15 protein-coding genes are annotated in these 13,432 nt (G+C 47.5%); 3 read left to right on the plus strand and 12 right to left on the minus strand.

The window, feature by feature from the left end; genetic code table 11:
- The 10 genes from flgL to AC0VYQ_RS12670 form a co-directional block, all read right to left on the minus strand.
- Entirely contained in the window at positions 1-978 is a 978-nt protein-coding gene (gene flgL, locus AC0VYQ_RS12625) for a flagellar hook-associated protein FlgL (protein ID WP_475403688.1), read from the minus strand.
- A gap of 24 nt (positions 979-1,002) precedes the next feature.
- On the minus strand, positions 1,003-2,541 hold the full coding sequence (flgK, locus tag AC0VYQ_RS12630) for a flagellar hook-associated protein FlgK (RefSeq protein ID WP_475403689.1): 1,539 nt from the start codon (positions 2,539-2,541) through the stop codon (positions 1,003-1,005).
- 12 nt (positions 2,542-2,553) lie between these two features.
- Entirely contained in the window at positions 2,554-2,961 is a 408-nt protein-coding gene (locus AC0VYQ_RS12635; protein ID WP_088837792.1) for a flagellar protein FlgN, read from the minus strand.
- Positions 2,962-3,050: 89 nt separating this feature from the next.
- A complete protein-coding gene (gene flgM / locus AC0VYQ_RS12640) occupies positions 3,051-3,299 on the minus strand; it encodes a flagellar biosynthesis anti-sigma factor FlgM (protein WP_088837793.1) in 249 nt (82 codons plus the stop codon).
- Between the two features lie 36 nt (positions 3,300-3,335).
- On the minus strand, positions 3,336-3,497 hold the full coding sequence (locus AC0VYQ_RS12645; protein ID WP_159173375.1) for a hypothetical protein: 162 nt from the start codon (positions 3,495-3,497) through the stop codon (positions 3,336-3,338).
- Between the two features lie 261 nt (positions 3,498-3,758).
- Entirely contained in the window at positions 3,759-4,121 is a 363-nt protein-coding gene (locus AC0VYQ_RS12650) for a ComF family protein (protein WP_235195245.1), read from the minus strand.
- A 272-nt stretch (positions 4,122-4,393) separates the two neighbouring features.
- The gene (locus AC0VYQ_RS12655) at positions 4,394-5,608 is read right to left on the minus strand and encodes a helicase-related protein (protein ID WP_475403690.1); all 1,215 of its coding nucleotides are present in this window, start codon (positions 5,606-5,608) and stop codon (positions 4,394-4,396) included.
- Between the two features lie 140 nt (positions 5,609-5,748).
- A complete protein-coding gene (locus AC0VYQ_RS12660; RefSeq protein ID WP_214810553.1) occupies positions 5,749-6,594 on the minus strand; it encodes a DegV family protein in 846 nt (281 codons plus the stop codon).
- 134 nt (positions 6,595-6,728) lie between these two features.
- On the minus strand, positions 6,729-7,424 hold the full coding sequence (locus AC0VYQ_RS12665) for a response regulator (RefSeq protein WP_088837798.1): 696 nt from the start codon (positions 7,422-7,424) through the stop codon (positions 6,729-6,731).
- Positions 7,421-8,593, minus strand: coding sequence for a sensor histidine kinase (locus AC0VYQ_RS12670; RefSeq protein ID WP_475403691.1), 1,173 nt, complete (start codon positions 8,591-8,593; stop codon positions 7,421-7,423). The genes AC0VYQ_RS12665 and AC0VYQ_RS12670 overlap by 4 nt, the downstream gene beginning before the upstream one ends.
- Positions 8,594-8,681: 88 nt before the next feature.
- On the opposite strand from AC0VYQ_RS12670, the gene AC0VYQ_RS12675 reads away from it, so the two are divergent.
- From AC0VYQ_RS12675 to AC0VYQ_RS12685, 3 genes are all read left to right on the plus strand, one after another.
- Complete coding sequence (locus tag AC0VYQ_RS12675; RefSeq protein ID WP_475403692.1) at positions 8,682-9,320, plus strand: YigZ family protein; 639 nt, start codon at positions 8,682-8,684, stop codon at positions 9,318-9,320.
- Between the two features lie 86 nt (positions 9,321-9,406).
- Positions 9,407-10,444: an LCP family glycopolymer transferase gene (locus AC0VYQ_RS12680; RefSeq protein ID WP_475403693.1), complete on the plus strand. Its 1,038-nt coding sequence runs from the start codon at positions 9,407-9,409 to the stop codon at positions 10,442-10,444.
- Positions 10,419-10,859, plus strand: a complete 441-nt coding sequence (locus AC0VYQ_RS12685) for a GNAT family N-acetyltransferase (RefSeq protein ID WP_475403694.1) — start codon at positions 10,419-10,421, stop codon at positions 10,857-10,859. Before AC0VYQ_RS12680 ends, AC0VYQ_RS12685 begins: the two co-directional genes overlap by 26 nt.
- A 202-nt stretch (positions 10,860-11,061) precedes the next feature.
- Here the strand turns inward: AC0VYQ_RS12685 and chrA are convergent, their stop codons facing one another.
- Positions 11,062-12,228: a chromate efflux transporter gene (chrA, locus tag AC0VYQ_RS12690; RefSeq protein ID WP_475403695.1), complete on the minus strand. Its 1,167-nt coding sequence runs from the start codon at positions 12,226-12,228 to the stop codon at positions 11,062-11,064.
- Between the two features lie 54 nt (positions 12,229-12,282).
- On the minus strand, positions 12,283-13,404 hold the full coding sequence (locus AC0VYQ_RS12695; protein ID WP_475403696.1) for a DUF418 domain-containing protein: 1,122 nt from the start codon (positions 13,402-13,404) through the stop codon (positions 12,283-12,285).
- Positions 13,405-13,432 lie beyond the last annotated feature (28 nt).

Here is a 13,432-nt window from a genome sequence, read left to right on the forward strand (position 1 = left end):
TTAACGTAGGAAATCGAGTAGTGTCGGTTGAATGATTCGCGCCCCGGCACTGAGTGCGGCCCGGTGAAGCGTCTCGTACGATTTGAGTTCCATGATGACTTTTTCCGCTTCGATGTCTTCGTTATCTGACATCACCGTTTTTGCGATGATTTCTTGATCTTCGAGACGCGAGGCATTTAGTTCAAGACGATTGACGCGTGCACCAAGGTCCGCTCGTGTCTCGACCGTCTTATTCAACATGTTATTCAAGTCCGTAATCATCGCAGATAACGTAGCTCCGTTATTTGTACTATCACCTGGATTGCCATCAGCCTTTTTTCCACCTAACTCATTGACTAATTTTTTCAATGTTTCGAATGTTTCTTTTCCGAAGACGCCTCCGGTTGTCCCATTCGTAGGTGTGACATTCACTTGAACACGAATACCTGAAGACACTTCGTACTCAATTTTTCCATTTTGCGGTGTCGCGCCATTGGTGAAAATCTGATCGACGTCAGAGATACTCGTCGTATCGTTTAAGAAGGTTTTTAATTTCGTCATATCGATGAAGGGCTGATCGGTTTGCGTGCCATTAAAGATTTGTTTCTCATTATATTTCGTATTGGCAAGTGTTCCGATGTGTTCAATCAACTGACCGACTTCACTTTGGATTGCTTTTCGCTGGGTCGCATCGTACGTATCGGTCGCGGCTTGTGTCGTAAGCTCTGTGATGCGTCGCATAGCAGATGTCACTTCATCTAATGCAGAGTCCGTCAAATCCATCCATCCTGTTGCTTCATCAACATTCTTCTTAAATTGATCGACCTCTCGAACTTCGGTCCGGTACCGAATCCCTTGCATCGCAACGACTGGATCTTCCGATGGTTTTTGAATTTTTTTACCGCTGATCAATTGTTCTTGTAATGTACTCAGTTTTTGATAGCTTGACGAAAGGTGTCCGATATTCGTCTTCGTCAGCATTGTTTGGGTTACGCGCATGCTGTTATCCCCTTTCTCTATTCATTATCGACCAACAAGACCCATTCCATTGATGATTTTATCGAGCATCTCATCAACCGTCGTAATATTACGTGCTGCAGCATTGTATGCATGTTGGTATTGAATCATCATCGTCATCTCTTCATCGAGTGAAACGGCTGAAACCGACATCCGGCGTTGATCCGCATTCTCCATCAGGACGCTCGCGTTTTTCCCGAGATCAATCGTCTGACTCGTCGAAACACCCATATCCCCGATGATCGATTGATAAAATGAACCGATCGTTGTAGGTGAAGTCCCTAGCCCTGAAATAGCTTGCGTCTTGATATTTGCCAAGGCAAGTGCCCCTGAGCTATCTCCGATGTTTCCATCTTTAGACGTCGCGATGTTTGAAAGGCTGTCCAAAATATCTTTCCCAACTGCAATCGTTTTCGCTGAAATATCTGTTCCGCTAGAAGAAACAAAAAATTTATCCGTTCCCGCAACAACGTTCGGTGTTCCGTCTGGATTTTTACCGACCGTTTGATTGGCTGCGTGAGCAAGGTTAAACGCACTTGCAAAACTTGAAGCAATTTGGTCCAACTGCTTCATCATTTTTGGATATTCACCTGAAACACCTGTTGCTCCATCATTTTGATATCCGTACATCTGCATCAATCCCCACAGCTTACCGTTTGAGAATCCAGATGTCTCCGTGAACTTCACTTCTCCACCATTATTTTCATAGCCTGTGTAGACATTAGTACTCGTATCAAATTTAAGGTCTAATGATTTTGCTTTCTCTACATCCGTTCCATTCGGAATGATGATCGTAACTTCAACCCGTCCCTCCGCTATTTTCGAAGTATTTCCCATCTGTCCTAAAGTAATGGCCTCGATGTCAATCGGTACTTTTTTAAAATCAACGTACGTCGATAACTCATCGAAGTAACGGTCCCGTTCATCGTAGAGGTCATTTGGGAGGACACCGAGTGGCTCGACCGTATGAATTTGTTCATTAACATTGTCGATTTTCTTCAACAAGTCATTTACTTTTTTCACCGAGACATCGAGTTCATTTTTTAAGTCTCCTTGCACTTTTTCAAGAGAGGTAGCCAAATAGTTAAAGGTTTTCGTTAACGTGTCTGCTTGTTGACGAACGACACTTCGTGCACCTGAATCTTGCGGATTTTTCGAAAGACCTTGCAGTGATGCCCAAAATGAATCGAGCGTTTTCGCAAGCCCTGTATCCGAAGGTTCATTGATGATATCTTCCATCCGACTAAAAGCAATTGCCTTTGTCGAATAGTAAGCATATTTCGTTGACTCGTCCCGGTATTGCTTATCCACCATCAAGTCTCGTAAACGTTCGATCAACTCGCCACGGACTCCCGTTCCGAATTGCGCGTTCTTACCTCCACCAAGCGATACAGATAGTTGTTCTGTTGTCGCTTGCACAAGTCGTTGTCGCGAAAAGCCCGCTGTTCCTGCATTTGAAATATTATTCCCTGTCGCTTGAAGTGCCCATTGACTTGTCGTTAAAGCCCGACGCCCAGTCTCAAGCCCCATAAAAGTTGATGCCATTCGTCTACCTCCTTAAGCATTCCGGTTGAAGTGTGTGCGGTCGAGTGCGGACTGACCATATGTAAAATCATCGGCTTCCGGGATCAGCAATTGTAAGTGCCAATCGAGATAATGAAGCGATTGTTCGAGTAATTCAGCGTTCAGGTCGTTCAGTCGTTTGAGCTGACCGATCGTCTGTAACAAGCGGCGTAATGAAGCGACATCCTCCGGGTGATCTTGTAACCACTCGGTCATCGTCACCTGTCCCATCCGTTCAAGCCGTTGTTGTTCGAGCTGTTCAATCCGTTTCAGATGTACCGGTTCTTCTTTGACGATTTGTGAGAGTCGCTTCATATCATTTTGAATCAAGATTGTCTTTTTTTCTTTTGCAAGATCCAATAAAGCATCGTGCTCACTTACGAGTTGTTCAAGAATTTCCATCCGATTGCCTCCTCACAGTTTGCTCTTCATATAAAAAGCGACCCGCGCATCCGTGCCCCGAGTCGCCTCTACTGTCATAGTTGTCCCTCTTACAAGTTCAAAAAACGCTCCGCGATTTTTTTCGCGTCTGGTTTATAGGTTCCATCCTGAATGGCTTGACGAAGGGATTCGATTTTTTCGGTCCGTGATGTTGGTGTCTCATTGAAACGCGCACGCGCTTCACTCGAGATCGTCACTTCATCCGGCCGATTCGTACGTTTTGCTTCTGTTCCTTCTACTGCTTGATTTCTTTCGTACGCTTTAGGCATATTCACCCATTTCGTAGAATCAATTCGCATGTGAACACCTGCTTTCTAGATTACAAGATTCTTAATTCATGTTCGATACGTTCTCGGTTTCGAAGGGGCAGAAGAATCTAGCATCGCTTGGGCGAGGTCGCGTCGTAATTTCTCACGACAATCGGCACAGATCGTACCGTCACGGGAAGGTTTCCCGCAACTCTCACACGTGATTTCCATCTGTGTGATTTCTGACATCAGTAAACGCCCATCCCTAATGTACCGGAGGACTGTTTCTCGTTTGACCCCGACCGCTTGCTCAACATCAATAGGTGAGGTTCGGATTTTCCGCCGTTCTCGCAGGAACTCACGCACCTTCTCAAAATCAGTATGATCTTTCCTAATGCAATCGATGCACAGGTCAGAAGATTGACGAACAAATAATTTCCCGCAAGATTTGCAGTTTAATACATCCATTTCCTTCACCTCATTATGAATATCGGCAGAAATGAAGAATTCTTAAACACTTCGAAATAAAGTTACGGCAGAAATTTCTTTTGCACCGGCTTCACGTAGTCGCAAAGCCGCTTGATGCAAGGTCGTTCCCGTCGTATACACATCATCGACGAGTAAAATCGTTTTCCCCTCGACGGAAGTGATCACTTCATACGGATTGGCTCGAGACAGGCGCTCTCGCCTTGCCTTGCGACTTTGCGCCGGACCATCTGAACGTGCCAAACACAATGCGACCTTTCCACGCATCATCCGGGCGATGCCTTCCGCCTGATTGAAACGCCGTTCACTCAGTCGCTCTCGACTGAGCGGAATCGGCACAATGAAATCCTGTTTCACTTTTACCTTCTTCAGCTCTTCTTTAAACACGTCCAACAGCGCCGTATCCCCTAAAAACTTATAGCGCTTCAAAAAATCCTTTGCGGTTGCCTCATATAAAAACAATGGGTCCGTCTTCAAATCATGACCGAGTCGCCGCCACTGCTGACAATCGCTACAAAGGGTGAGACCCGGTTTTCCACAGTCCGTGCATTCCCCTCTTTTTACAAACTTTATTTTACAGGTTCGACATACCGTTTGCCTAGTCCATACGTTCGACAATGACCAGCTCGGTAAAAAAAATTGTTGGCAAAGCAGACAATTCATCGGAAACCCTCCCGGTTCGCACGCTGAATATCAGCGATTGCTTCGTATAGCGCATTCGATCGATCATTTGCGAAAAAGATGACTTCCCCACTCGGGAAATCGACATCTCGCCCGACACGTCCACTGATTTGAATCAATGCCGCTGCCGTAAACGACACGTCTGCATCGACGACGGCGACTTGGACGTTCGAAAAGGTGACGCCACGTTCTAAAATCGTCGTCGTCAATAAAATCGTTGCCGTCGTCCGAAAGCGTTCGACCTTAACGATCCGGTCAGGATCTGCCGCGTGGACCGTTTCAGCCGTTAACCCCGCTTGTTCGAGTCGCTCCTGCCATAACGCGAGTACGGCAACGGTCGGCACAAAGACGAGTCGTGGTTTGTCTGCGTGACTGTGAAGCCATTCAATCAAACGGGCTGGTGTATAGGAAAAGTGGAGTTGCGGAACGGGTAACGGGAAGCCGTGATACCGCCGCATCAGGCGGACGGTCGGCAGGCGTTTGTTCCTAAAGGAAGGGGTTGCACTGAGAAGGATGAGTGATGCCGAGCGGCACATCACCCGTTTGACGTAGCGATGTAGCGTCCGGTCCGTACTGTAAGGAAAGGCATCGACCTCATCGATGAAGACGACGTCAAAGCAAGCACGGTAATGAATCAATTGATGGGTCGTACTGATCGTGATATCTCCGAGCTGAAGACGTTCCTCCGAGCCGCCGAACAACGAGACGATCCGCGCGTCCAAAAAAGCACGTTTGACGTGTAACGTTAATTCTCGGACGACATCCGCCCGTGGCGTCGTGATGAGGACACGTTTCTTCAGACGCAGTGCCGTCTCGATGCCAGGAAACAGCATCGGTGTTTTTCCTGCACCGCAGACAGCGTGGACGAGCAAACGTCCTTGTTGCTCAATCGTTCGTTCAATCGCCGTCGCAATCCGTTGTTGGTCGGGTGTTAATGCGAGCGGCTCGTGCCGACTCGGCAGGACGGAGTCAAGCGGACGGGCATCCGTGACGAGCGTATCACACGTTCTTAATTTACCGAAGATGAGGCAGTGCCGACAATAGTAACAGTGTTTCCCGCACGTACATGGTCCGCGTGTCGGCAGTCCCCCGCATCGTTGACACCGCCATGTCACAGCAGGGTACCGACGTTCATTCGAACCAAGCGAAACCTTTACTTGATCGCTCGGAATCAGGCGTCCTCGAATATCCATGACTCACTCCCTTTCTTGATGAGACTCCCCTTCCTTTCGTCAGTCTTGCGTGCGCTTCCTGCCGGCAGTGTAAAGACGAGTCAAAAAAGAAAGAACATCCCATTGAAGTGATGTTCTTTCTCGGTGCAACACTTATTTCATTAATCCGCTTTGTACCACGTGATCCCGATCGCACCAGGACCAAGGTGTGTCCCGATAACCGGACCGAACACACTCATTTCAATTTGCGCTTTCGGGAACCGTTGCTCGAGCACTTCGATTTCAGCACGTGCTTTGGCATCGTCTTCGGCATGGATGACACCGATGACATATCCTGCACCCTCATTATGAATCGTATCTTCCATCATCTCTTCAATCCGTTTAACCGCCCGTTTGAACGTCCGAATCTTTTCGAACGGAACGATTTTCCCATCGACGAAATGAAGAACCGGTTTAATCTTTAAGAAAGAACCAACGACGGCTTGCGTCATACTGAGACGTCCGCCCCGTTGTAAATGCTCTAAATCATCAACGACGAAATACGCACGAATCATCCCTTTAAGATCTTCAAGACGTGCGACGATTTCTGTTGCCGTCGCCCCGGCATCACGCATCCGGACAGCCTCCTTCACTAAGAATGCTTGCGGCATACATGAAATTCGTGAGTCGACCGGGTGAACTTGAACGTGATCCACCATCATATTAATGGTATGTAAAGCTTGATACGTTCCACTAATCCCGCTTGATAACGTAATTCCGATGATATCAGTTCCCGCCGGTAGTCGTTCAAAGGCATCCGTGATGTCACCGATGTTCGGCTGCGAAGTCGTTGGCAGACTTCCCGTTTGAATCTTCGCATAAAACTCAGGGACTGAGATATCGAACCCTTCCCGGTATGCGTCACCATCAAAAATGACGCTGAGCGGTGCGACATGAACATTATTTTCTTCACAATAGGTAGTTGGCAGATAGGCTGTACTATCCGTTAAAATCACAATCTGGCTCATCCGTGAATTTCCTCGCTTTTAAGAGTTCCGTCGTGACTTGTAATTTTCTGACACGTCACAATCGTTATTAAGTGTATCATAGTTCGTTTCGATACAAAAACAAAGACGGCGCCGCTTTGGCAACCGTCTTTTTATTATACGACGACGACCCAGCCGCGTCGAATTGCTTCGACGACAGCACCTGTCCGGTCGGGTACATTCATTTTCCGCAAAATTGAGGAAACATGATTTTTGACTGTTTTCTCACTGATATAGAGCGTATCACTAATCGCCCGGTTCGAGAAACCGTCAGCAAGCAACTGCAGTACTTCGCACTCACGACGCGTCAAGACGTGTAACGGCGCTTCCGCGACACGTTTTTCAATCGGTTGGGAAGACATCGTTTGTTTCATCTTCATCAAACGACGGTACTCTTGCAAAAGGTTTGGTGTGACTTTCGGGTGGACGTATCCCCCTTCGCGATAGACGGAACGAATCGCATTCACGAGTTCATCCGTCGCCATTTCTTTCAGAAGATAACCAACCGCTCCTGCGCCTAACGCGTGCATGACGTACGTCTCATCGTCATGAATCGACAAAATGATGACGCGGACATCCGGATGGACCTCCATGAGACGTTTTGTCGCTTCAACACCATTGACTTGCGGCATATTAATATCCATTAAGACGATATCCGGTTGATGGGCTTCGACGAGCGGAATCACTTCCGCTCCGCTCGCCCCTTCCGCGACAACGATGAATTCTTCTTCAAAATCAAGAATCCGTTTGACGCCTTCCCGGAATAACTGATGATCGTCGATGATGACTACTTTTACTTGCTCGTTATTCACTGTGTTTCCCCTCTCGCTTCGGATTCTTCGATCGGAACCCCTACCTTGATGACCGTTCCTTTGCCTGGTTTCGTTTCGATTTCAAACGAACCATCAATCAATTCAATTCGCTCACGCATACCAACAAGTCCGAACGACTCATCGCACGAAGCGAAAATTTCATCAAAGTCAAACCCGATCCCATTGTCCTTTACATGAATACGGACAGAATGATGATACTGTTCTATGATAATACGAATGTCATTCGCTTTGGAATGCTTAACTGCATTTTGGACGGCTTCTTGAACAATTCGGAAGACAGCGACTTCATACGTCGACTCAATCCGCTCCCCACCGCCAAGATAATTAAAATGAATCGGAATGTTCGAAATTTCCTGCATATGACGAAGATAACGCTCGAGTGTCGGAACAAATCCAAGATCATCAAGTGTCATCGGACGTAAATCATAAATGATCCGGCGAATATCCGCGAGCCCGTCACGAATCAAGGTCCGGAGGCGATGTATTTCTTCAAAGGCTGCTTCTGCTCCGTTGTGCTGGTGAATCTTTTCAATCAAATCTGCACGAATCAAAACGTGAGCAAGCGTTTGTGCTGGTCCATCGTGCATGTCTCGAGATAAGCGCCGTCGCTCATTTTCAGCCGACTGAAATACTTTTAAGCCCATCTCTTGTTTTTGCATCGCCTTTTCATACTTTTCATTCATGACCTGCATATCGTCCGTCAAAAAATTCAGGACAACCGAGACGCGACTGATCAGCATATCGGCTCGCTCAATCGTCTCATCGAGGTGGACTAAGCGACGCTCGAGTTCATCCCGCCGCTTTCGGCAGTTCATTTCATCCCGTTGGTTGATGAACGACTCGAGTTGAAGGGCATTCGCCGTTTCGTAGGCGCTTCTGACGTCTTGTTCGGAGTAATGATCGAAGTTCTTGCTGACGACGACGAGTCGTGCTTTTGAATCCTTGATCAGTCGTTCCAGTCGTTCGGCTTCTTTAATATAGTCATGAACACGCGTCTTCAAATCCCGTAACTCCTGTTGGATTTCTGCGTATTGTTCTCTTGAATCTTCTGTAATTCGAACGATTTCTTCCCGACTTTCTTCTACGACACCAATGATGTTCTGTACGATATCATTCAAGGACAGCCGCTCCCTCATCTCATTCGTCATGCTACTCCCTCCAGTCCCCGTGGTTGTCTCTCTCCCGATTCGTCGTTATGCTAGAAAGAACTAGTTAACGAGGAGGACATTTTTGATTATGTCATTATTTAATTATTATACAGTAAAAGAAAATGGTTTCCATGAAATCATTATACAAAAGTCACGATTTATTACATATTTAGCACGCGCTACCTCTGAGCAAGAAGCACAGGGCTTCATCGCGGCGATTAAAAAGCAACACCATGACGCCAATCACAATTGTTCAGCGTACGTCATCGGTGAACGAAATGACATTCAAAAAGCGAATGATGATGGTGAACCGAGTGGAACGGCCGGCGTTCCGATGCTCGAAGTGTTGAAAAAACGTAATCTCCGGAATACGGTTGTCGTCGTCACCCGCTACTTCGGAGGAATCAAGCTCGGCGGCGGTGGTTTAATCCGTGCTTACGGCACAAGTGTCTCAGAAGGATTGAACACAATCGGCGTCATCGAACGCGTCTCCCACGACCTCCTTGAAGTGACGGTCGATTACACATGGCTCGGAAAATTAGAAAATGAACTCCGGGCGACGCGTCACATTATCGACCAAATCCATTACCTCGATCATGTTCAACTCGACGTCCTCGTCAATTCAAACGATCTCGCCCCATTCATCGAGTGGATGACGAACTTGACGAATGGGCAAGCGAAGATACACGAAAATGGTTCTCGCTACATCGAGCACGATGTGACCTGACGTGACATTCTGTCTCGACCTGCTATACTGTTTGTAAAGAATTTAAAAGTTTTTTAATTATTCAGTAAAGTTAGGGGCAATGAACAGTGGAGGATTCTACACGATCTCGTTCTAATAAACGAAAGTCAAAACGCTCTTGGTTTAAGATTTTCGTCACCGCATTTCTCATCGTCTTAGTCACAGGTGGCGCTACGTTCGCCTACGTCGCACATAAAACCTTTCAAACAGCCAACAAAACAGAAGTGAAATTATCCCGTGGTGAAAAATCAGAAAAACGTCCAGCGGCCGTCGATTTGACGAAAGATCATTTCTCCGTCCTGCTCGTCGGGACGGACGAACGCCCTGGTGACACTGCTTCACGATCAGACACGATGATTGTCGCCACCTTCAATAAAGCGGAAAAGAAAGTCAGCATGTTGAGTATCCCCCGGGATTCCCTCGTCATGATTCCGTCTGTCGGCTATGAAGATAAAATTAATCACTCGTATGCGTTCGGAGGAATCGATTCAACGATTGAGACGGTCGAGAACTTGCTCGATATCCCGATCGACTATTATGGCTCAATCAACTTTAATGGTGTCGTCGCGATTGTCGATGCAATTGGCGGAGTCGACGTCGACGTCAAGTTGCCGATCGACACACTCGATTCATCTGATCAACAGAGCGGCGTCAAGCTCGATCCCGGCGTTCAGACATTAACCGGTGAAGAAGCACTCGCTTATGCCCGGATGCGCTACGAAGATCCCGAGGGTGACATCGGCCGTACAAAACGCCAACAACAAATTTTACAAGCCATCATCGATGAATCGACTTCACTCGGTTCGATCACAAAGTTGAATCAATTGATGCAAGCGACCGGCGATAACTTCCAAACGAACATGTCGTTAACGGAAGCATTCCAGCTGCAGCCGTTCGTCAAGTCACTCGCGACCGTCAACCGGATCGACTTAGAAGGATCGGATGCCCGAATCAACGGCGGCTATTACTACAAGCTGGATGAAGAGTCGCTTCAAGAAGCAAAAAACATGCTAAAAGAACAACTCGCTCTGCCGACGAACCAGGCAAGTGAGGTATCGGCTGATGATTCAGGGGCAACAGATGATACGTCGACTGAAGCAAACTGACTTTGATGCGTTGTTCGCATTACAAAAACGTGCTTATCAAACAGAGGCGGAGTTAATCGGTACGACCGATTTTCCACCTTTGCGCCAAACACCGGCTGAATTGACGCAGGAAGCTCCTCTCGGTTACGTCTTGACGTCCGAATCCGGACTTATCGGTTGCCTGACGTATTCCGATCAGACGATTACACGTCTGATCGTCGCACCCGCTTTTTTCCGGCAAGGTGTCGCCTCTCGTTTACTGCACCATGCGCTTGCAGCAGAGGATCTGCGATTCGTCTCAACGGCAAAAATGAACGCGCCGGCGATTGCGCTTTACCATCAATTCGGTTTCATCGAAGACGCGACGACCGTCCGGCAAGACATCGTCCTCGTCCACCTCAAGCGTAAGACTGGAAACAATGGAGCTGACTCATAAGTCAGAGTAAAATCAATCCTTATGTCGTACGTTTCCGACAACAATCAAATGGCCGATGATTCTCTCTTTTATGGAATCATCGGCCATTTCTATTTCCGTCCTTTTCGCTCATGCCGTCTTGAAACCTATCCAAGTCTCGTGAAAGCTCGCACTTTTTGTACAAAGCGATCACGCGCTCTAAAGCGGCTGTAGATTGCCTTTTTTAAGTAAGACCAATCCCGCTTAACACCATTCCAATCACTGCTCCAAGTAACACGATGCGTAACGGCGACTGGTTATAAAAACGAAGTAAACAAAAGAGCCCGAAGGCGACGAAGAAATCGAGACTCGTCTCGACGCTCGATGTAAAGATCGGGTCATATAAGGCGGCTAACAACAAACCAACGACCGCTGCATTGACGCCGATCAACATCCGTCCGACCTGTTTATTCATTCGGACGCGATCCCAAAACGGGACGACGCCAATCACGAGCAGAAAACCGGGTAAAAAAATCGCCAATGTCGCGAGCAGACCACCCGACACACCTGAAATGACCGTCCCGAGGTAGGTCGCAAATGTAAAGAGTGGACCGGGAACAGCCTGGGCCGCGGCATATCCCGCTAGAAAGTTCGTCCCGTCCATAAATCCTGGTACGAGTGCCTGGTTGAGAAACGGTAAGACGACGTGACCGCCCCCAAACACGAGTGCACCGGCATTGTACATGATGCTCGCGAGCTGCATGTTTCCCGTCGCTACCGTTGCTAAAATCGGTGTCGCGACCAACAAACCGAAAAAGAGTATGAGCGCACTGATGCTCCACACGCGTGATACGTGAATGGCTAACGGTTGACCAGATTGTGGTTCAACTTTAAATAAGAATAATCCGAACAATGCCGCCAGTAGTAAGACACCGACTTGTGCAAGCGGATGATCGAAGATTAACACACCGGCAAGCGCAAGTAGCATCAATGCTAACCGTTTGGGTCCAACAGCAAGCTTCATCCCCATTCCGAGTACAGCGTCGGCAACAATCGCCACTGCGACGAGTTTCAGACCGTGAATGAATCCCGCATCGGTCAAATCGTAAGTTGTCGCAAGCAGTGCGAACATGATCAATAACAGACTCGATGGTAATGTAAACCCGATAAAGGAAATGATTGCACCGACTACGCCACCACGAATCAACCCGATTCCCATCCCGACTTGACTCGATGCCGGACCGGGAAGAAACTGGCAAAGTGCCACAAGATCGGCGTAGCCTTTCTCGTCAATCCACTTCCTTCGTTTGACGTATTCTTCATAAAAGTATCCGAGATGCGCGACAGGACCTCCGAACGATGTCAAGCCGAGCTTCAAAGAGACGATGAAGATTTCTGTCCATCTACTCATTTCTCCACCTCCAGCGTTTAGTATACGCAACGTTTGTAAATTTTTTGTGACAGCTCACAGTTCGGTCGACTTTTGTTTTCCATATGTCCCTTTTCTCCACAAAGCTTCAATCGGCCCTTGACGATGTCGTCGCAAATACCAACGCGAGAAGAACGTTTGGCAACCTAGTAAGATGAGAGCCCCTAATGTCCCTTGCCACAGCGGAATTGTGCCGTATGTCCCGGATAAGAAAACAAGTACTGTAAAAACGAGTGTGTGCGTCAAATAATTCGTTAGCGCCATCCGTCCGAGCAAGCGGAACCCTTCCATTCGCAGGCCGGCTCGAACGGTCAAGGCGATGGCTGTCGCATAAGTAATGGCAAGCGTCCGTCCGGATAACCAGACGAAAAAGTAATTGATTAGTCCATCTGCGATCTGCCCTTGATGGACGCGAATAATTTGCGTTAGTGCAGGGAGTGACAAAATCAAGCTTACGAGGAACCCTACGATGAGTAATCGTGTTGTCGGTGGCCGCACTGAAAAGCGTTCCATCAAATAGGCGCCGATTAAAAAGAGAGATAAAATTTCCGGCCAAAGCATCAACGTATTTCCGAGTGCATCCGGCAATTGGACGGTCGCATGATAAATGAAATAACCTCCGAGATCACGTCCAGCAACAAGATCGGTCAATCGACCGTCCGGTTCAATGATGGAACGATCGCCTTCTGATTGAGCAAAGAGATAAATTGAAAGATAGAGAGAGACCGTATACAGTTGGAGGGCAAGACCGATGAAGAGTTTGGTCAGCGGTCGTGTTTTGACGAAGAGTAACAAAAGGAATCCGCAAAACGCATACGTTTGGAGAATGTCACCTTCCCAAAACAATAAATGAATGAGACCAATCGCAAATAAAATCGTCAAACGGCGAACAAAAATCCACAGCGAACGCTTTTTTTGACGGAGCCGGTCGATGAAGAGGATAAAGCCAGCACCAAACAACGCGCTGAACAACGTATAAAACTTCGTTTGAATGAACAAATCAAAGAAAAGCCGGAGCAATCGGTCGACTTGTCCCATATCGGACACGAACCGTTCCCCGAGAAAACTCGGCATGTTGACGAGCAAAATCCCACACAGTGCAAAACCACGGAGGACATCCAAATAAATAATCCGTTCTTTTTCCGCTATCGGATTCATAATAGTCTCCTTAATCGTCAATCAGCCG

It is taken from the genome of Exiguobacterium sp. QJM3NY_9 (assembly GCF_056173545.1).